Origin of the sequence: Serratia sp. SSNIH1, assembly GCF_002935055.1 — a bacterium.
Classification (GTDB): Bacteria; Pseudomonadota; Gammaproteobacteria; order Enterobacterales; family Enterobacteriaceae; genus Serratia; species Serratia nevei.
The window spans coordinates 3,876,789-3,895,455 of sequence record NZ_CP026383.1; the positions used below are offsets into that span (position 1 = coordinate 3,876,789).

An 18,667-nucleotide genomic window follows, 5' to 3' on the forward strand; every position below is an offset into this window, starting at 1 on the left:
GATGCTCTCCTCGTTTTGGGCTTTGCCTCAAATCTAGCCTTGCCCCGAGGCGGCGTAAATGACGTTTACCGATCAATTTACGCCAAATTGCGCGCATGGAAGCGTTCGCGGTATTCACTCGGGGTCAGCTGCAGTTTGCGCTCAAACACCCGCCGCAGGTTAAGGCCGTTGCCGAAGCCGGTGGCCAGCGCGATCTGTTCGATGCCCTCCGCGCTCTGCTCAAGGCGCTGTCTGGCGGTATGCAGCCGCCCTTCTTCGACGAATTTGGCGGGAGAAATGCCCGTCTCGCGGGTGAACACCCGGGTAAAGTTGCGCGGGCTCATCGCCACGCGTTCGGCCAACCGATCGACGCTGAGATCGTCAGCGAGGTTTTCCAGGATCCAGGACTGCAGATCGCGGATCGGGCCCGGCAATTTGGCCTGGTTGAGCGGGTAGCGGCTGAACTGCGCCTGCCCGCCGGGGCGACGCAGAAACATCACCAGATCCTGCGCCACTTCGCGCGCCTGCACGAAGCCGTAGTCGTCCTCCACCAACGCCAACGTCAGGTCGAAGCCGGAACTGACGCCGCCGGAGGTCCAAATCGGCCCGTCCTGCACGTAGATCGGGCCGTTCTCGACCTGCACCCGCGGGAAGCGCGCCTGCAGCGTTTCCGCCAGCCGCCAGTGGGTAGTCGCCCGCCGCCCGTCCAGCAATCCGGCTTCGGCCAGCAGCAGAGCCCCGCCGCAAACGGAGGCAATACGGCGCGCCTGCGGGGCCGCGCGACGCAGCCAATCCGCCACCACGGCCCCCTCTTCTTCGGTCGCCCCCTTGCCGGCGACAATGACGGTATCGCGCGGCAGGGCCGGATCGAGATCCGCCAGGCGATGGTCGGCCAACAGGCTCAGGCCTGACAGACCGTGCACCACCCGATGGGATTGCGTGGTGGCGACCGCGATCTGATACAGCGGCGCTTCGGCAGGGCTCAGACGGTTAGCCTGCATCAGGATATCGGCGATACCCGCCGCTTCGAACAGCATGCCCCCTTCAGGGACGATAATCAGGAATGTATGCATGGCGATAATAAGAAGAACGAGCAAAACAGGTCAGACAGCCACTGTATAAGAAAAGCGCCGCCGGTTCACCCTGCGGGCATAAAAAAGCCCGCAGGCAAGCGCCGACGGGCCAACAAAGCACTGCCCTCAAGCCTGCGGCAGGTTCACCCCGCCGGCGCGCGCCAACTGCGCCAGCAGCGCCGTTTGAAACGCCTCGTCGTGTACCGCCGCGTGGGGATCGAACCGTTGCTGATGGTGCCAATAGCCGCCGGACGCCAGGGCCTGCGGCTCATCGCTGGTCACCAACCACGCCTGCGTCACATGCCCCAGCGCCAGATCGTCGGGCGCATCCGCGCCGCCCATTTTGGTCGGCACCCAGCCGGGATCGACCGCGCTGCTGATCACGTCAGGCCACAGGCGCGCCACGGCGGCGGCCAGCGCGGTGACGAACAGCTTGCTGTCCGAATAGGAACCCGCTGCGCCGCCGAGCCAATCCACGCCGTTCAGTTCCGGCACGCCGTCAAAATGCATACTGCTGCTCAGGTAGACGATACGCTTGGGGCGTTCGATCAGGGCCGTCAGCAGGTAGGGCGCAATCACGTTCACCGGCATCACCTGCGGCCCGGTAAACATACCGGCGTTGTGGATCACCGCGTCCGGGCGGCCGAGGCGGTTGACCTGCTCGGCAAGCTGCCGGATCTGCTGCACATCGGACAGATCGCCAATCGCCGCCTGCGCACCGCGATCCAGCAGATCGCGCACCGCGTCCAAACGGCCGGGCTCACGCGCATGCAAAATCACCTGATGCCCTTCGTCCAACAGCGTTTGCGCGGCGGCGCGGCCCAGCCCGTCTACCGAACCGGTAATGAAAATGCGTGACATGCCACTCCTCCGTTTAGCGCCAGCCGAGCGCCGGCGCAACATGGGTTAAAATCGACTCGATGACGTGGGCGTTGTAATCCACGCCCAGCTGGTTAGGCACGGTCAGCAGCAGCGTATCCGCTTCGGCGATGGCCTCGTCCTGCGCCAGCTGCTCGATCAGCACGTCCGGCTCGGCGGCATAGCTGCGGCCGAAGATCGCCCGGGTCTGCGCGTCGATATATCCGAGCTGATCGCCCTCCTTGCCACCGCCGCCGAAGTAGTTGCGATCCCGCTGATCCACCAGCGCGAAGATGCTGCGGCTCACGGAAACCCGCGGCTCATGCGCGTGGCCGGCCTCTTGCCAGGCGGCTCGGTAGGCGCGGATCTGCTTGGCCTGCTGGATGTGGAAGGGTTCGCCGGTCTCGTCGTTCTTGAGCGTCGAGCTTTGCAGGTGCATGCCCAGCTTCGCCGCCCAGACGGCGGTGGCGTTGGAACCGGCGCCCCACCAGATGCGATCGCGCAGCCCGGCGGAAAACGGCTCCGGCCGCAGCAGCCCGGGCGGATTCGGGAACATCGGCTGTGGATTGGGTTCGGCGAACCCTTCACCACGCAGCGCTTCCAGGAACACTTCGGTATGACGGCGGGCCATGTCCGCGTCGCTCTCGCCGTCGGCCGGGGCATAGCCGAAATAGCGCCAGCCGTCGATCACCTGCTCCGGCGAGCCGCGGCTGATGCCGAGCTGCAGCCGCCCGCCGGCGATCAGATCCGCCGCGCCGGCGTCTTCCACCATGTACAGCGGATTTTCATAACGCATGTCGATCACGCCGGTGCCGATCTCGATGCGTTGGGTTTTGGCGCCGATGGCGGCCAGCAGCGGGAACGGCGACCCCAACTGGCGTGCAAAGTGGTGTACGCGAAAATAGGCGCCGTCCGCCCCCAGATCTTCGGCGGCGACCGCCAGATCGATGGACTGCAACAGCGCATCCGCCGCGGAACGGGTGCCGGACTGGGCGGAAGGCGACCAGTGGCCAAACGAGAGAAAACCAATCTTTTTCATCGGGCATCGTCCTCAAAGGCAAAACATGGGCCTACAGTGACAAAAATCGCGCGCTTTGCGCCAGCAAAATCGCCCCCGATCGCACTAAACGAACCGATTGCTACCGCGCCGCCCGGCGATTGTAATCAAAAAACAAATGTCGTATAACAAGCAGCTCCGAGGGGTGTCCTGTTACGGGCTGAGATGGCGCAAGCCGAACCCTTTGAACCTGATCTGGGTCATGCCAGCGAAGGGACGGTTAGGCAACAACGCTCTCACCCGTTGCCTGTTCATACCCCAGCGTGCCCGGATCTCCACTGACTCAAGGAGGTCCCATGTCCATCACCACCCTGTTCGAAAGCGGTCTTTACGGCCGGCTGCGCCAACAAGCCGGCAGCCACTGGCAGGACTACGTCGATCACCCGTTTCTGCAGCAGCTGGCCGCCGGCACCTTGCCCGAACGCGCTTTTCGCCGCTACCTGACCCAGGACTACCTGTTCCTGCTGCACTTCGCCCGCGCCTACGCGCTGCTGGTCAGCAAGCTGCGCACCCTGCCGGAAATGCGTGCCGCCACGGCGTCGCTCAACGGCATCGTCGCCGAACTGCCGCTGCACGTGGCCTACTGCGCCGAATGGGGGCTAAGCGAAGCGCAGATCGCCGCCCAGCCGGAAGCGGCGGAGACCATGAACTACACTCGCTACGTACTGGATATCGGCCATGCCGGCGACGCCCTCGATCTGCTGGCCGGCCTGCTGCCCTGCGTGGCCGGCTATGCCGAAATCGGCCTGCGGCTGCTGCACGATCCCGCCACCAAGATGGAGGGCAATCCTTACGCCTCCTGGATCCGCAACTACGGCGAAGAGGGCTATCTGGCCGGCGTGCGTGCCGCCATCGAGCTGCTCGAGACCGTCGGCCACCAGCGCGGCGCACCAGGCCGCTTCACCGAGCTGGCGCAGATTTTCACCACCGCCACCCAGTTGGAATCGGCATTTTGGCAGATGGGGCTGAACGCCTCATGACCTCCCCGCTTCTCCCGCCCGGCATCCAGGTGCGGGATCTCAGCCTGCGTTTCGGTCAGCAAATCGTCTTCGACCGGCTGAGCTTCGACATCGCCGGCGGCAGCTTCGTCGCCCTGCTCGGCGCCAGCGGCGCCGGCAAAACCAGCCTGCTGAAGATCATCGCCGGCCTGGAACGGGCTACCTCGGGCACGGTGACCGGCAGCGACGGTTTGCCGATCGCCGGGCGCATCGCCTACATGGGGCAAAAAGACCTGCTCTACCCCTGGCTGACCGTCGAGGAGAACGTCGCCCTCGGCTCGCGGCTGCGCGGCGAAACGCCGGACCGGGCGTGGGTGGCGCACCTGCTGGAGCGCGTGGGCCTGGCCGCGCATGGCCGCAGCCTGCCCGCCGCGCTGTCCGGCGGCATGCGCCAGCGCACCGCCATCGCCCGCACGCTCTACGAACGCCAGCCGATCGTACTGATGGACGAACCCTTTTCCGCACTGGACGCCATTACCCGCGCCGAGATCCAGAGCCTGGCCGCCGAATTGCTGGCGCAAAACACCGTGCTGCTGATCACCCACGATCCGATGGAGGCCTGCCGACTGAGCCACCGGCTGCTGGTGCTGTCGCCCTGGCCGCTGGGCCTCGACGATACCCACCGCATCAGCGGGCAACCGCCGCGCGCGCCGGATGACGCCGACCTGCTGAGAAGCCAGGCCGAACTGCTGCAACAGCTGGTGAGGGCCGCGCAATGAATATTCCCAAAGAGCGTGGGCTTACCCGCCTGCGGCGTGGGCTGACGGTGTTTGCCGGCCTGCTGCTGCTGTGGTGGCTGGCGGCGCAAAGCGGCATTCCGGCCTTTCTGCTGCCCACGCCGGGCGCGGTGGCGCAGGCGCTGTGGGACGAGCGCGGCTATCTCGCCTGGCACACGCTGGTCACCGCATCGGAGATCGTCAGCGGGCTGGCGCTGGGTGTCTTGCTCGGCGCGGCGCTGGCGCTGTGCATGATCTTCTCGCCGCGCCTGCAGCGCTGGCTGATGCCGCTGGTGCTCACCAGCCAGGCGATACCGGTGTTCGCCCTGGCCCCGCTGCTGGTGCTGTGGTTCGGCTTCGGCATGAGCGCCAAGGTGGCGATGGCGGTGCTGGTAATCTTCTTTCCGGTGGTGTCGGCCTTTTTCGACGGGCTGCGCCGGGTCAACAACGACTATCTCGATCTGGCGCGCACGATGCGCGCTTCGCGCTGGGCGCAGCTGCGGCACGTGCGGCTGATGGCGGCGCTGCCGGCCTTCGGCTCCGGCCTGCGCATGGCCGCCGCCGTCGCGCCGATCGGCGCCATCATCGGCGAATGGGTCGGCTCGGCCGAAGGGCTGGGCTACGTGATGCTGAACGCCAACGCGCGCATGCAGACCGACGTCTGCTTCGCCGCGCTGTTTATTTTGGTGCTGATGACCGTGCTGCTGTGGGCTGCGGTGGATGCGCTGCTGCGGCGCCTGATCGCCTGGGCGCCGGAAAACGACTGATATACCCGTCATATTTCAAGTTACAGGTGTGTTGGCTGCCTTTGCTCACCCGAATCACTTACTTAAGTAAGCTCATCGGGACTCGCTCAGTTGCCGCCTTCCTGCAACTCGAACTATTTAGGGTATAACCTTTGAATAATAAGGAACCAACCATGATTAAAAAGACCCTCTGCGGGCTGCTGCTCAGCGCCGCTCTGGCTGGCCAGGCCGGCGCGGCCGAAAAGCTGACGCTGGTGCTCGACTGGTACATCAACCCCGATCACGCGCCGATTATGGTGGCCGAGCAGATCGGCGCCTTCAAGGCCGCAGGGCTGGACGTCAAGATCGTGCCGCCGTCCGATCCGGCGCTGCCGCCGCGGCTGGTGGCCGCCAAACAGGCCGACCTCGCCATCACCTATCAGCCGCAGCTGCATTTCTTCGCCGATCAGGGCCTGCCGCTGATGCGCGTCGGCACGCTGATCAACACGCCGTTGAATACGGTGATCGCGCTGGATAAAAACATCACGTCGCCGGCGGATCTCAAGGGCAAAACGGTGGGTTACTCGGTCAGCGGCATCGAACAGGCGACGCTGGCCACCATGGTCGAACACGAGCACCTCAAGCCGCAGGACATCAAGCTCATCAACGTCAACTTCCAGCTGACCAGCGCCCTGCTGGCGGGCCAGGTCGATGCGGTGATCGGCGGCTACCGCAACATCGAAGCGCTGGAGCTGAAGCTGCAGGGCAAGACGCCGGTGGTGTTCAACGTCGAAGATTTCGGCGTGCCGGCCTACGACGAGCTGATCATCGTCGCCCACCGCGATGCGGTGAACGAGCCGAAAATTCGCAAGTTCCTCGCCGCGCTGAAGCAAGGCAGCGACTACCTGCATGCGCACCCGCAGGACACCTGGCTGGCGTTCGCCAAGGCGCACCCGGAGCTGAATACCGAGCTGAACAAACAGGCTTGGCAAGCCAGCCTGCCGCTGTTCGCGCGCGATCCGGCCAAGCTGGATCGGGCACGCTACCAGGCTTACGAACAGTTCCTGTTCGACAACAAGCTGATCAAGAAAATCACCCCGGTGGAACGGTACGCGGTGGAGCTGGACTGATCACGCCGAGGCGGCCGGCGGCGCCACCGTCACCTCGCCCTGGCCGCTGCGCTGCAAGGCCGCCTTCACCAACCCGTTGGCTTTGCAGCGCTCGATAAAATCGTTCACGTAGGCGGCGCCCTGCGTTTTTTGCCGCGGCACCGCCATCGCCTGGCGGATGGCGGTGAAATGCCCCTCCAGCACCCGGTTGCCGGGATGGGCGGCCGCGGCGGCCAACAGCGGCTGGCGCACGCCGGCCGCCGCCTCCAGCCCCCGTTCGAAAAACAGCGCGATCGCCTCGGCGGAGGTTGCCGCCCGCACCAGCTGCGCCTGCTGCAGCGTGCGCGATAAAAACAGATCGTACGCCGCCCCCTGGCCGACCGCGATGCGCACCTCCGGCCTGTCAAGCTGCGCCACCTCAAAGTAAGGCGCGTCGTTCGCCACCAGATAGGTTCCCTCGATGATCACGTAGGGCTCGCTGAAGGCGATCTGCGCCGCGCGCACCGGCTCGATGGCCATAAACGCCAGGTTCCAGGCGCCGCTGTCCAGATCGGCGAACACCTTACCCGCCGCGTCATAGGGGACCAGTTCGAGCGCCACGCCCAGCTCCTGGGCCAGCGCGGCGGCCAGCTCCACCGAAGCGCCCTGCGGTTTGCCGCCGGCCCCGGCCTGCGCCAGCACCGGATTGCCGTAGTTGATCGCCGCGCGCAACACGCCTTGCGGGGCCAGATCGTCGAGTACCGCGGCGGGAATCGTCTGCATACTTCCTCCTGAATGGGGCTGATGGGCGCACCGTCGTGGCGCTCATTAAGCGTAGAGCGAAACCTCCGACCAGCAAGCTTTCGCCGCCGAGGCCGCCGTCGGCGTGATTAACGTCACACTATTGTCATAAAAATGTACAATAGCCGCCGCTCGTCGGCCGTAGCGGGAGATCGCGCGTTGTTCCGCCGCCGGCAATAGGCTATACCCTTCACTTTTCGCGCCGCGGCACGCTCGGCGGCGCAAACCAGGGCAGCAACGGTTTTATTTCAATCAGACAAGGTTTGGCGGATGGTTTTAGCAGTCGTTTCGTTTGTTCTCTTTTTGGCGTCGATTTTGATTTATCGCACCCGGGCCGCCGCCAACCGCTGGTGGTTCGCTATTCTGCTGACGCTGCTCGGCAGCTATCTGGTGCTGAACGTCATCCTGATCGCCAGCAACTACTTCACCGGCGACGGCATCACCGACGCGGTGATTTACACCGTCACCAGCAGCCTCAAAGGCGCGGGCATCAGCAAATACGTGCTGCCGTTTATCGGCCTGCTGGCGGCGTTGGGGCTTATCTTCGCGGTGCTGGCCCGCAGCCTGCTGCGCCGCAAGGCCAAAGGCAGCAGCGTGGCCTACAGCGTCGTCGCCGTGCTGCTTGCGCTGTTTTCGGTCGGTACCACCCCGGCGTTTCAGGACATCTCGCTGCTGGTCAAGAGCCAGATCGTCGGCGATACCGCCGATTTCACCACCTACTACAAGGCGCCGAAAAAGACCGTGCAGGGCAAACGGCCGAACCTGGTGTACATCTATGCCGAGAGTCTGGAGCGCACCTACTTCGATACCGAGCTGTTTCCCGGCCTGGCCGACGAGCTGAACGCCCTGCGCATGGACAGCATCGATTTCAGCAACACCCAGCAGCTGCCGGGCACCGGTTATACCATCGCCGGCATGGTCGCCTCGCAGTGCGGCATTCCGCTGTTCGCACCTTTCGACGGCAACGCCTCCAGCGCGGTCTCCACCTTCTACCCGGAGAATGTCTGCCTGGGCGACGTGCTGAAGGCCGCCGGCTACAGCAACTATTTCTATCAGGGCGCCGAGCTGGCGTTCGCCGGTAAAGACACCTTCCTGAAATCCCACGGCTTCGACCACGTTTACGGCTTCAAAGAGCTGCGCGAACAGGTCGCCGATCCGAGCTACAAAAACGACTGGGGCTGGTACGACGACAGCGTGCTGGACGTGGTGTACGGTAAGTTCGTCGAGCTGTCCAAACAGCGCCAACCCTTCTCGCTGTTCACCCTGACCGTCGACACCCATCACCCGGACGGCTTTATCTCCGCCGGCTGCAGCAAAAAGAGTTACGCCTGGCAGAATAAAGAAAACCGCTCGCTGAGCGCGGTGGCCTGCAGCCAGCAACACATCGCCGCGCTGATCGACAAGATCAAACGCTCGCCCTATTTCAGCAACACCGTGATCGTGGTGTCCTCCGATCATCTGGCGATGAACAACACCGCCTACGATATCCTGACCAAACAGAAGCGCCGCAACCTGTTCTTCATCATCGACGGCACCCGGCCGCTGGCGGAACAGCGCAACGAGAAGCGCAGCACGCTGGACAACGGCGCCACGGTGCTGGACGTGATGGGCGGCGACAACTACATCGGCCTCGGCCGCAGCAGCCTGTCGGCGCCGTCGCTGTCTACGGTGTTCCTGAACATCGAAGAGAAGATCAACGGATGGAAACCGGCGGTGATCAACCAGTGGGGCCTGCCGAACCGCATCAGCGACTACAGCGTGGATACGCGCCGGCGCAGCTTCAGCTTCTCCGGCGTCACCTACAAGGTGCCGTTCATTCTGCGGGTGGGCGATAACCGCATCGAACCGATGTTCAACGTCTACCTTTCCACCCCGCTGCGCAAGCAGCTGGCCGGGCTGGGGGCGGGGGAGAAATTCGTCTGGGTCGATAAATGCTACGAGATCGGCCGGGTCTGGGCGCCACAGCTGGCGCTGAGCACCGACATCTGCGTGGCCTCCGGCACCCTGGTCTCGCCGCCGCAGATCGTGCAGGCCAACGGCGATCGCTTCCGCGGCAAGGTGAGCTTTACCGCCCCGGCGGCGGACAGCGTCGCCGATTATCAAAACGCCGTCGCTCGCCTGCAGGTGGACGACGCGGCGATGAAGTACCGGGCGGACAGCATCGAGTTCATGCTGCCCGGCATGCCGGAACAGGTGAAGGCCATCACCGGCGTTTCCGGCGTCGAGGAGTGGGGCCGCTGGTCCGACGCCAACCTGGCGCCGGCGGTCGACATCGATTACGTCGATCCGCTGCCGAAGCGCTTCGATCTGGTGCTGCGCGCCCGCGCCTACGGCAATAACGTCGGCGAACCGATTTCGGTGCGCGTCGGCGACGAAGAGCGTTTCGTGTCGCTCGGTGAACAGGACAGCACCGTCACCCTGCGCTTCGACAACCCGCGCGGCGCGCAGAAGATCAGCATTACCCCGCCGGCGCCGACCGAGCCGAAAGAGAGCGCCAGCGGCGGCTTTACGCCGAAGAAGCTGGGCATCGGCCTGGTGTCGCTGAAGGTCGAAGCGGCCGCCCCCGCCTCCTGATCCCCACGCCTTCACGGACGCGGTATTTTCTTTGCCGCGCCCGTCATTTCGGCCAAGCTTTTACGCCCTTCTTCGGCTAACCTGTGACGGTAAAACGCCGCAACCCCGCCACAGAGCCGGGACATCCAAGGAGAAAGTATGAGCTATGCCCCACCTCGCAGCGGCCTCAGCGCCGATCAGGCACTCGATCAACTGGAAGCCCTGTATGACGCCGCGGTAGACGCGCTGCGTCAGGCGGTCGGCGACTTTATCAGCCACGGCACGCTGCCGGATGCGCAGGCGCGCGCCGCCGGGCTGTTCGTGTATCCCGAACTGCGCGTCAGCTGGGACGGGCAGCAATCCGGCCCGAGCAAAACCCGCGCCTTCGGCCGCTTCACCCATCCCGGCAGCTACAGCACCACCGTGACCCGGCCGCAGCTGTTCCGCCACTATCTGGCCGAACAGTTGGCGATGCTGGAGCACGATTACGCCGCCCATATCGAAGTGGCGCCGTCGCAGCAGGAGATCCCGTTCCCTTACGTGATCGACGGCTCCAGCCTGGCGCTCGATCGCTCGATGAGCGCCGGCATCGCTCAGCATTTCCCCACCACCGAGCTGGCGCAGATCGGTGACGACACCGCCGACGGCCTATATCACACCACCGACAACCATTTCCCGCTGTCGCATTTCGATGCGCTGCGCGCGGATTTCTCGCTGGCGCGGCTGCGGCACTACACCGGCACGCCGGTGGAACACTTCCAGCCGTTCGTGCTGTTCACCAACTACACCCGCTATGTGGATGAGTTCGTGCGCTGGGCCTGCGCCCAGATCGCCGATCCGGCCAGCCCGTACATCGCGCTCTCCAGCGCCGGCGGCACCTATATCACGCCGGAAACCAACGCTCCGGAGCAGGCGGTATCCGATCTGGCGTGGAAAAATCACCAGATGCCGGCCTATCACCTGATTTCACGCACCGGCCAGGGCATCACGCTGATCAACATCGGCGTAGGCCCGTCCAACGCCAAGACTATCTGCGATCACCTGGCGGTGCTGCGCCCGAGCGCCTGGCTGATGATCGGCCACTGCGGCGGCCTGCGCGAGAGCCAGTCGATCGGCGATTATGTGCTGGCCCACGCCTATCTGCGCGACGATCACGTACTGGATGCGGTGCTGCCGCCGGATATCCCGATCCCGAGCATCGCCGAGGTGCAGCGCGCCCTGTACGACGCCACCAAGATGGTCAGCGGCATGCCCGGCGAAGAGGTCAAACAGCGCCTGCGCACCGGCACCGTGGTCACCACCGACGATCGCAACTGGGAGTTGCGCTATTCCGCTTCGGCGCGGCGTTTCAACCTCAGCCGCGCGGTGGCGGTCGACATGGAGAGCGCCACCATCGCCGCCCAGGGTTACCGCTTCCGGGTGCCGTACGGCACGCTGCTGTGCGTCTCCGACAAACCGCTGCACGGCGAAATAAAACTGCCGGGCCAGGCCAACCGCTTCTATGAAGGGGCGATCTCCGAGCACCTGCAGATCGGCATCTGCGCCATCGATCTGCTGCGCGCCGAGGGCGATCGCCTGCACTCGCGCAAGCTGCGCACCTTCAACGAACCGCCGTTCCGGTAACGGTTCTCAGGCCCGCTGCGGCGTAATGTTTGCCAGTTAGCGTTCTTATGAAGTTGTTCGTGGAGTTTCGGTCGATAAATAAAAGTTGCGCCATGAAACTCATGTGCCTCGACCGAACAAGGGGCCGTAAGCGCGGCCCCTTGCAACCCGCGCCTTTGCCCAATCAGACGGTTGGCTTTGCCAACTGCCCTCCCTCCGCCATTTTCATTGTCTTTTAAGCAGTTAACATCAAACAGTGAGGAACACTTTCCCGATGGCAGAAATTCGGGAGTTGGCCCTGACGCACATCACCAACTGCCGATTAAAGCTGCACACAACGCACTCAGGTGGGATAAAAATTGCCGATCAAGCTTAATTGACCAGTAATTTTTATCCTCAACGCACCAGCGCCAGCGCGCGTTTCTCCTGGCTGCGGCCGCCGGCGATCGACAGCAGCATGTCTTTGACCAGCAGAGCCGGGGCGGACAGCGCCTGTTGGCCCGACATGCACAGCGCCAGCGGCACAGACATCGTCGGCGCATTGATGCGCGCCATCCAGGCCTTGGCCGGGCCGATCATCGCGCGCGCCACCGATTCCGGCAGCACGGTCGCCCCCAGCCCGCCGGCGATCGCGGCGCTCAGCGCGCCCGAGGATTCGATCTCCCCCACCACGTTGACAGCCAGCTTGCGCAGCGCCATCGCCTCTTCCAGCTGATTGCGTACCGCATCGCCCTCGCGCGGCAGGAACAGGTTCAGCCGCGCCACGTCCAGCAGCTCGACGCTGTTGCCGGGATGCGGCACCGCACGCGTCGCCACCAGATAGAGATCTTCCCGCATCAATGCGATGGCGTGCAGCCCGGCGGGCATTTTGGCGCCGTAGACCATCGCCATGTCCAACGTCTGGTTAGCCACCTGCCCGGCCAGCGCCGCGCCGCTGTTCTCATGCAGGCTGAGCAGGATGCCCGGCTGCTGATCGCGCAGGCTCTGCAGCAGCGGCAGCGCCAGCTGCGCCGCCGTGCTGCCTGACGCCAACCCGAGAGACACCTGGCCGCTCATCGCCTGCCCGGCGCTGTTGACCGCGCTCTGCGCCTGCTCGCACTGGCGCAGAATGGTCTGCGCGTGGGCATAGAGAATATTGCCGGCCTCGGTCGGCTGTACGCCGCGCTTGGTGCGGATCAGCAGCTGTTGTTTCAGCTCCCCCTCCAGCGTCGCCAGCTGCTGGCTGAGCGCCGGCTGGGCGATGTGCAACACCTCCGCCGCCTGGGTCAGGCTGCCGATATCAACGATTTTCACGAAGTACTTCAGACGTCTGAAATTCATAGTGCCTCCAGCGAGCCGCTAAATTGAGAATGCCGAAATCCGGTCAGGCACCGCAGCAAGATCCGGGCCAGAGTCGGTAAACGGCCACGGAGGCGGGATATAAGGCGGTCAACGGCCGTTCGTCGGGCGGCGAGCGCCACAGCGCAGGGCAGACGTTGCACCACAGGCAAGCAACGGCCCGAACAACGGGCCACCCGGGGGCACTGCGCGCGGGATAAGCGACAAAAGCGAGAAAAAGCAGCAGGTTGGGCAATCTTGCAGCAAACGGGCGCATCGGGTGTTTTCGCGCTTTACAAGCCGCAACCGCCCCGCTATTATTCGCCCCGTTCACACGATTCCTCTGTAGTTCAGTCGGTAGAACGGCGGACTGTTAATCCGTATGTCACTGGTTCGAGTCCAGTCAGAGGAGCCATATTTAGAGAAGCCCGCTCAGGGAAACCCGAGCGGGCTTTTTGTTTGGCGCAAATTTTAAATCGATAGACATCCATATTATCCAGCAAATAACGATGCGCTTTTGATACTACACTGGCAGTTTTGAAAATAAAGCGCTTGTCGTTTTTCAGCGCTTTCAGCCAGGAAGCAATATAGCTTAATTGCTGGACCTCTTCGACAATCCCCCATGTCTGCCATCAGTAACACACTTCCCAACTCGGCAATCAGCTCTTCAAAAGCATAACCCTCACTGCCGAATCTTCCTTTCATTTCACGGTTAAGCCGTATTTTACCACTGCTCCAGTGTACCAATTCATGCAGGCCAGAGGCGTAGAAATTAGCGGCATCAGAAAAAGTGGAGCTCTAGCAAACCAAGCCTCGCCGATTGAGGTTCTGAAAAAGCATTTTGTCCTTTCTTAATGATATTTGCATCGCTGCTACGAAACAGGTTTTCAGCCTCTAGCAGCGGCTCGAACGTTTCAGCGGAACTAACTGCTCCGGTAGTCAAGAGCAGGCTATCAATTTGTTCAACGCTAAACACAATGAAAGGCTTTAGCATCGGAATATGGTCAATTTCTCCGGCGTCGTTTTCCTTCTCCAAGGTGGAATGGAAAATAGTTGTTGTGCCGTATTCACCCTTTCGGACCTGTCCACCTGCCACCTGTGACTACTTGTCAGTCATTCAGCGGGAATCACTGTCCCCCTGTTTTGACGCGCTGTACCACAGCAATTGATATTCACCCCGCTGTAAGCAGATCGCTCCAGTGGCTATTGTTACAAAATAATCCGGACATGCCCGCTACACGCGGCCTCCGACACGCCTATGGCTAAACTCCTGCCTCCAATGCGGCAATGGTGCTGTCGGTGACAGTCTGATAAATGTCGGTTTTGGTCTTAGAAAATTTCAGTTTTTAGGAGCCTCACTGCTCCAGAGAGGGTACTTCCGCTGCGATGTTAGGGCGCTTGTTCGCGTATACAGGGAATCATCATAGTTTCTCTCCATCAGTGATGTCATTTTCTTCATCGTACCGCCTGAAGGTTCGCTTTCACGGTATCGTTCCGGCCTGCAAAGGGACAGTTTGCGTACCATTTATCCTATCGGGAAGCATTATGGTAGGAAACGACTAACCGAAAGCAAAAACGAGTACGGAAAGCACACGGGAGAAAAACTGCATCTGCTTAACTGGCCATAGCATCCCTTGGTTCGCAGCAGTAAAAATGGTTTTGATTATTAATCGGATTGTCATTTGTACCTCTGCTTGCATTTCAGAGAAATTTTTACTCGCAAACGCCTAAATCCAACGCTCCATGGATAATAACGCTAAAATTTCGTAGTTATCTGATTGCGAGATTGACTAAACACATAAATTGGGTAGCATTTGTACAAGCGCAGTGCCTATGTCACTGAGGGCGGTAGCTTGAGTGTAAGCCATCGCTTGCTACCGTTCAAAGCCAATTGACTATCAAATTCGAAGCCATTTTTAAAGGCAGTATACAAGAAACGAGTGATCTGATTAGTCCTAATGATACCTGTATGACATTCAATGTCACTGTCAAGGCAAAATGCAGTTATCAACTAAGAAGATGTTTTTAAAACATGAGGTTTTGTTTATGCACGTCGTTTACGGTGAAACTATTAACGATATAACAATAAAGATCCTAGAAAAAGTGCTTAAGGAAGGTGTGAGCATATCAACAAGAAACGGGAATGCTGTAACAATATATGATGTTAGTATGATTTTGCACAATCCGAGATCAAGGCATTTAAGTTTAAAAGGTCGGAAAAATAACATATTCTCTACTTTTGCTGAGGCTATGTGGGTGCTCGCTGGCGATAACCGGATTAATCCATATTTAAATTTTTTTTTGCCAAGAGCACCTAAATATTCAGATGATGGTGTAATTTGGCGAGCAGCTTATGGAGAGAGGCTCTACGCTCATGGACAACTGGAAAATGTAGTACAACAATTCAAAAAAGAGGGAATATTTACCAGAAGAGCTGTTATTAGCTTATATATGCCTGACAGAGACACTCATGATAGCCTCATAAATGTATACAATTTAGAAGATAGTCTTGATATACCTTGCAATAATTTAATCCATTTTTTTATCACCCCAGACAAAAAGTTAAACATTAAAATAACTCAAAGAAGTGGCGATCTAATATTTGGTGTAAGTAATATAAACATCTTCGAATTTAGCTTGCTTCAAGAGGTGGTGCTTTTTATACTACAGAGAGAGGTTGATAATCAAATTGAATTGGGATATTTACATCAATCAGTAACAAACCTTCATATATATGAAGACAGGATGGCTCAAGCCAATGAGATTTACAAAAGAAAAGAAAAACAAAAAACAGGGTTGATAAATGATGACAACATATCATTCCCAACATCACTGGCCGGTATTAAATTGTTATTTTGTGATATAGTGTCATTTCTTGAGAGAATAATAATAGATATTCCAAATAAAATAGACACAATGGATAAGGAAAATGAAAAACTAAAGGATATTTTTAGAAAACATATTGTAGAAACTGAAGATAATTTACTCTGGGGATATGCAGAAGCAGCATTGTCATATGTTTTCCAAGAAAGATTTAATGAAAGAATAGTGTTAACAACTAAGTTGAGCAACGAGTTCAATTTAAGTATCACTTCAAACCACTTTAATAATTCCAATAAGGAGTGGCTATGAGAATTGCATTTATGGGCATATCTGGTAGTGGGAAGGATTTTCTTTCCAATTATCTAATATCCAATCACGAATTTATTAGATTATCATTTAGCGATCAACTTAAGAAATTGGCCAATTACATCTATCCATGGATGAAAAAAGACTATACTCCCGATGAAAAAATGTCACCTCTGAATTTAACCTTGCCTACCGGTGACTTTATTTCTTATTCACCACGAGAAATATGGCTAAGTCTAGACAAGTTAAGAAAGATTGAAGAAAAAATATTCATTAGAATGTTATCAGAAGAGTTGAAATTGTTAGAAAATGACGGAGAGTCTAAGAAAAACATAATAATTACTGACATTAGATCGAATGAAGAATTCGCATGGTCGAAGAACAATCAGTTCACCATAGTACATATCGAACGACAAAATAACAATTATAAAAAATATGAGATTGATAAATATGTCAATGAGAATAAATTAAAATCAGACTATCATTTCGACAATAGTACGAGCGGATTAGATAATTTTATAAATTTCTTCGAAAAGGTGCTCTTCAGTGAATAACAAAAATGATCAACTTTTTTGTAATGTCAGAGAAAAGAAAATTAAAACCGCCAAACCCATATTAAATGAAACTATTATCAGGGAATGGTTTTATCATCAAAGAGAGAGAACTTCGATATATTACAAGAAAGAAATACTAAATCTCCCTCCCTATTGGACAGATGACGAAATATTGAGAAGGTATAAATTTGTAAATACTAAAAGAACGTGGGACAGAGAAACCAAGTGGTTATTAATAAATGTAATTAACAACCCCCTATTGAGCTATGAAGATAAAATCCTTAACTCATTTCTATTTAGAGTGATAAATAAAAATGAAACATTATATGAAATTGATGCTCCTTTCAATTTTTCAAAAATGACCATTGGCGACATTAATGAAAAAATCAGAGAGAAAATTTACAATATTACTCTAGAAAGACCAGATTATGTTTTTTTTAGTGCCGCTTATATTTTGGGAGGACCGAAGGTTAACTTTGGTAAATTCTTAGAAAAAAAAGAAAGTACCATTGAAAAAAATATGATTCTTAGAATGATAAAATTTGTTTTCTATAACCAAGAAATAATAGTAAATGGAGTCAAATCTTCGGCAAATCAGCTCGAAGTGTTTAATCACCTTAAATCATTTTCAGGCATTGGAGATTTTCTTGCTTATCAAATTTTTATAGATTTAACATACATAATAGATTTTCCTTTTACAGAAATGAATTTTGTTATTTCAGGTCCGGGATGTGAAAGAGGATTAAATTGGATTTTTTCTGATAGGGACGGAATGAATAGCGAAGAGTGCTTATTTTGGTTTACTATTAATCAGAATAATGTTGCAGAAAGGTATAATGAAAAATGGGATATGGATGAAATTTTTCACTTCCTATCTAAAGAGGAAAGGATTTACACCTTGATGGATATGGAAAACAGTGGCGCATGTGAGATTGATAAAAGATGTAGAACTAAGTTTAGTAGCAAAAGACCAAAACAAAAATATCATTATCAACAAAATTATAATTTCAAGTTAGTTTGATAACACCTAAACCTTAGAAAGGATTTAATAAATGTCTAAAGAAATTAAGAAAAATGTTTTTGTTAGTCATCATCACAAAGATGATGCTAGCGTTGATGGTGTTTCTCGCTTGGTTGCGGCAAAAGGTTATCAGTTACGTAACAGTTCTGTCAGAATGAAACCTGAAAACCAGAGACGTGCAGATGAAAAAAAGATTAGTGATAGAACGATAGCTCGCCTACTAAGAATGAAAATGAGATGGGCCGGTCAAGTTATAGTAGTTATCGGGAAAGAAACCCATACAAGACCTTGGGTAAACTGGGAAATTCAAGCAGCTCATCAGCTTGGAAAGCCGATTATAGGTGTATATGAGAATGGCCTAAAAGGGGATGTAAAACTGCCAGAAAATCTCGAAAAATATGCAACCTCTATCGTTGCGTGGAGAGGGGACGCTATTATAAACGCATTAGAAGGTAAAACTAGCTTTCAAAAGCCAGATGGTACAGTTCGGGAGAAAAATCAAGGAGGTAATGTTGTATGCTAATTGAACCTAACTCTCATCTTTATGCTTATATAATAACACGAGACTTTGGTTTTGCCCCTAACCCATTTCATGGTCATTGTACTTTAGCAACATGCAAACCTGGAATTAGAAAATCTGCTAAGGTGGGTGATTGGATCTTAGGAGTTGGTGGAGCTAATTTAAAACCAGTTAAACATAAATGTATTTTGTTAATGAAAGTTACTGAAAAAATTAGCTTTAATGATTATTGGAGAGATACCAGATTCTCTATCAAAAAGCCAGCTAGAAATGGTAGCCATGTACAGATGTTGGGGGATAATATCTATCATCAAGATGACAATAATCAATGGATTCAAGAAGACTCGCATCATAGCAATGCTGATGGCTCATTTAATATGACCAATCTAAAACGTGATACTAGTGCTGACCAAGTGTTGATTTCAGATCATTTCTATTATTTCGGTGATAAGGCAATTGAAGTAGACTTAAACTCGATTGGGTATCATAGAGGTATAGGTTATAAAAAGATCCCCTTAAAAAAATCCATACCCGCAAATAATATTATAAAAAAAATAGAACTTGATTTTCGCAATGATAGAAATTTAGTTATATCTGACCCATGTCAATTTTCTGATTACTATAAACGTGTTGATCAGGGTACGGGAGAGATCTATTTGTAAACACATCCATTTTC

Annotated in this window: 16 protein-coding genes, 1 tRNA gene, 1 pseudogene and 1 riboswitch; of the genes and pseudogenes, 12 read left to right on the forward strand and 6 right to left on the reverse strand. The window is 56.1% G+C overall.

The features are described 5' to 3' along the window. Positions 1 to 77: 77 nt before the first annotated feature. The 3 genes from C3F38_RS18685 to C3F38_RS18695 form a co-directional block, all read right to left on the reverse strand. Positions 78 to 1,052, reverse strand: coding sequence for a GlxA family transcriptional regulator (locus tag C3F38_RS18685; protein ID WP_055317429.1), 975 nt, complete (start codon positions 1,050 to 1,052; stop codon positions 78 to 80). A 126-nt stretch (positions 1,053 to 1,178) separates the two neighbouring features. After that, positions 1,179 to 1,913 (reverse strand): SDR family NAD(P)-dependent oxidoreductase, encoded by a 735-nt coding sequence (locus C3F38_RS18690; RefSeq protein WP_055313475.1) that lies wholly within the window; start codon positions 1,911 to 1,913, stop codon positions 1,179 to 1,181. Positions 1,914 to 1,926: 13 nt separating this feature from the next. Beyond that, entirely contained in the window at positions 1,927 to 2,949 is a 1,023-nt protein-coding gene (locus tag C3F38_RS18695) for an LLM class flavin-dependent oxidoreductase (RefSeq protein WP_055313476.1), read from the reverse strand. 149 nt (positions 2,950 to 3,098) lie between these two features. Then, positions 3,099 to 3,201, forward strand: a riboswitch (TPP riboswitch). A gap of 62 nt (positions 3,202 to 3,263) precedes the next feature. Here C3F38_RS18695 and C3F38_RS18700 point away from each other — a divergent pair. From C3F38_RS18700 to C3F38_RS18715, 4 genes are all read left to right on the forward strand, one after another. Continuing rightward, positions 3,264 to 3,947: a TenA family protein gene (locus C3F38_RS18700; protein ID WP_047730320.1), complete on the forward strand. Its 684-nt coding sequence runs from the start codon at positions 3,264 to 3,266 to the stop codon at positions 3,945 to 3,947. Further along, entirely contained in the window at positions 3,944 to 4,684 is a 741-nt protein-coding gene (locus C3F38_RS18705; protein ID WP_055317419.1) for an ABC transporter ATP-binding protein, read from the forward strand. Before C3F38_RS18700 ends, C3F38_RS18705 begins: the two co-directional genes overlap by 4 nt. Continuing rightward, positions 4,681 to 5,448 carry an ABC transporter permease gene (locus C3F38_RS18710; protein WP_055317420.1) on the forward strand — a complete coding sequence of 256 codons (768 nt, stop codon included), beginning with the start codon at positions 4,681 to 4,683 and terminating at the stop codon, positions 5,446 to 5,448. Before C3F38_RS18705 ends, C3F38_RS18710 begins: the two co-directional genes overlap by 4 nt. Positions 5,449 to 5,600: 152 nt before the next feature. After that, entirely contained in the window at positions 5,601 to 6,536 is a 936-nt protein-coding gene (locus tag C3F38_RS18715) for an ABC transporter substrate-binding protein (protein ID WP_055317421.1), read from the forward strand. Here the strand turns inward: C3F38_RS18715 and C3F38_RS18720 are convergent, their stop codons facing one another. Continuing rightward, positions 6,537 to 7,277, reverse strand: a complete 741-nt coding sequence (locus C3F38_RS18720; protein WP_055317422.1) for a transporter substrate-binding domain-containing protein — start codon at positions 7,275 to 7,277, stop codon at positions 6,537 to 6,539. Positions 7,278 to 7,565: 288 nt separating this feature from the next. Here C3F38_RS18720 and opgB point away from each other — a divergent pair, with 288 nt between their 5' ends. Together opgB and C3F38_RS18730 are read left to right on the forward strand one after the other, a co-directional pair. After that, entirely contained in the window at positions 7,566 to 9,869 is a 2,304-nt protein-coding gene (gene opgB, locus C3F38_RS18725) for a phosphatidylglycerol--membrane-oligosaccharide glycerophosphotransferase (RefSeq protein WP_055317423.1), read from the forward strand. A gap of 138 nt (positions 9,870 to 10,007) precedes the next feature. Continuing rightward, positions 10,008 to 11,471 carry an AMP nucleosidase gene (locus tag C3F38_RS18730; RefSeq protein WP_055313289.1) on the forward strand — a complete coding sequence of 488 codons (1,464 nt, stop codon included), beginning with the start codon at positions 10,008 to 10,010 and terminating at the stop codon, positions 11,469 to 11,471. A 375-nt stretch (positions 11,472 to 11,846) separates the two neighbouring features. On the opposite strand, the gene nac is transcribed toward C3F38_RS18730, so the two are convergent. Beyond that, complete coding sequence (gene nac / locus C3F38_RS18735; RefSeq protein ID WP_047730312.1) at positions 11,847 to 12,770, reverse strand: nitrogen assimilation transcriptional regulator NAC; 924 nt, start codon at positions 12,768 to 12,770, stop codon at positions 11,847 to 11,849. A 336-nt stretch (positions 12,771 to 13,106) separates the two neighbouring features. Between nac and C3F38_RS18740 the strand changes: the two genes are divergently transcribed. Further along, positions 13,107 to 13,182, forward strand: a tRNA-Asn gene (locus C3F38_RS18740). A 73-nt stretch (positions 13,183 to 13,255) separates the two neighbouring features. On the opposite strand, the pseudogene C3F38_RS26275 reads toward C3F38_RS18740, so the two are convergent. Continuing rightward, a pseudogene (locus tag C3F38_RS26275) lies at positions 13,256 to 14,113 on the reverse strand (ArdC family protein); the annotation flags it as partial. 700 nt (positions 14,114 to 14,813) lie between these two features. On the opposite strand from C3F38_RS26275, the gene C3F38_RS18755 reads away from it, so the two are divergent. Genes C3F38_RS18755 through C3F38_RS18775 form a run of 5 tightly spaced genes read left to right on the forward strand, consistent with a single transcriptional unit; the run spans position 14,814 to position 18,653 of the window. Further along, on the forward strand, positions 14,814 to 15,899 hold the full coding sequence (locus C3F38_RS18755) for a thymidylate synthase (protein WP_055317430.1): 1,086 nt from the start codon (positions 14,814 to 14,816) through the stop codon (positions 15,897 to 15,899). Continuing rightward, entirely contained in the window at positions 15,896 to 16,450 is a 555-nt protein-coding gene (locus tag C3F38_RS18760; RefSeq protein WP_055317424.1) for a hypothetical protein, read from the forward strand. The genes C3F38_RS18755 and C3F38_RS18760 overlap by 4 nt, the downstream gene beginning before the upstream one ends. Beyond that, a complete protein-coding gene (locus tag C3F38_RS18765; RefSeq protein WP_103767404.1) occupies positions 16,443 to 17,471 on the forward strand; it encodes a nucleotide kinase domain-containing protein in 1,029 nt (342 codons plus the stop codon). The genes C3F38_RS18760 and C3F38_RS18765 overlap by 8 nt, the downstream gene beginning before the upstream one ends. Before the next feature lie 31 nt (positions 17,472 to 17,502). Then, complete coding sequence (locus C3F38_RS18770) at positions 17,503 to 17,994, forward strand: TIR domain-containing protein (RefSeq protein ID WP_071934092.1); 492 nt, start codon at positions 17,503 to 17,505, stop codon at positions 17,992 to 17,994. After that, entirely contained in the window at positions 17,988 to 18,653 is a 666-nt protein-coding gene (locus tag C3F38_RS18775; RefSeq protein ID WP_071934093.1) for a hypothetical protein, read from the forward strand. The genes C3F38_RS18770 and C3F38_RS18775 overlap by 7 nt, the downstream gene beginning before the upstream one ends. Positions 18,654 to 18,667: the final 14 nt, after the last annotated feature.

Excerpts from the sequence above, each read along its gene's own strand:
- C3F38_RS18685 (WP_055317429.1), bottom strand. The coding sequence starts at position 1,052 with ATGCATACATTCCTGATTATCGTCCCTGAAGGGGGCATGCTGTTCGAA.
- C3F38_RS18690 (WP_055313475.1), bottom strand. The coding sequence starts at position 1,913 with ATGTCACGCATTTTCATTACCGGTTCGGTAGACGGGCTGGGCCGCGCC.
- C3F38_RS18695 (WP_055313476.1), bottom strand. The coding sequence starts at position 2,949 with ATGAAAAAGATTGGTTTTCTCTCGTTTGGCCACTGGTCGCCTTCCGCC.
- C3F38_RS18700 (WP_047730320.1), top strand. The coding sequence starts at position 3,264 with ATGTCCATCACCACCCTGTTCGAAAGCGGTCTTTACGGCCGGCTGCGC.
- C3F38_RS18705 (WP_055317419.1), top strand. The coding sequence starts at position 3,944 with ATGACCTCCCCGCTTCTCCCGCCCGGCATCCAGGTGCGGGATCTCAGC.
- C3F38_RS18710 (WP_055317420.1), top strand. The coding sequence starts at position 4,681 with ATGAATATTCCCAAAGAGCGTGGGCTTACCCGCCTGCGGCGTGGGCTG.
- C3F38_RS18715 (WP_055317421.1), top strand. The coding sequence starts at position 5,601 with ATGATTAAAAAGACCCTCTGCGGGCTGCTGCTCAGCGCCGCTCTGGCT.
- C3F38_RS18720 (WP_055317422.1), bottom strand. The coding sequence starts at position 7,277 with ATGCAGACGATTCCCGCCGCGGTACTCGACGATCTGGCCCCGCAAGGC.
- opgB (WP_055317423.1), top strand. The coding sequence starts at position 7,566 with ATGGTTTTAGCAGTCGTTTCGTTTGTTCTCTTTTTGGCGTCGATTTTG.
- C3F38_RS18730 (WP_055313289.1), top strand. The coding sequence starts at position 10,008 with ATGAGCTATGCCCCACCTCGCAGCGGCCTCAGCGCCGATCAGGCACTC.
- nac (WP_047730312.1), bottom strand. The coding sequence starts at position 12,770 with ATGAATTTCAGACGTCTGAAGTACTTCGTGAAAATCGTTGATATCGGC.
- C3F38_RS18755 (WP_055317430.1), top strand. The coding sequence starts at position 14,814 with ATGCACGTCGTTTACGGTGAAACTATTAACGATATAACAATAAAGATC.
- C3F38_RS18760 (WP_055317424.1), top strand. The coding sequence starts at position 15,896 with ATGAGAATTGCATTTATGGGCATATCTGGTAGTGGGAAGGATTTTCTT.
- C3F38_RS18770 (WP_071934092.1), top strand. The coding sequence starts at position 17,503 with ATGTCTAAAGAAATTAAGAAAAATGTTTTTGTTAGTCATCATCACAAA.
- C3F38_RS18775 (WP_071934093.1), top strand. The coding sequence starts at position 17,988 with ATGCTAATTGAACCTAACTCTCATCTTTATGCTTATATAATAACACGA.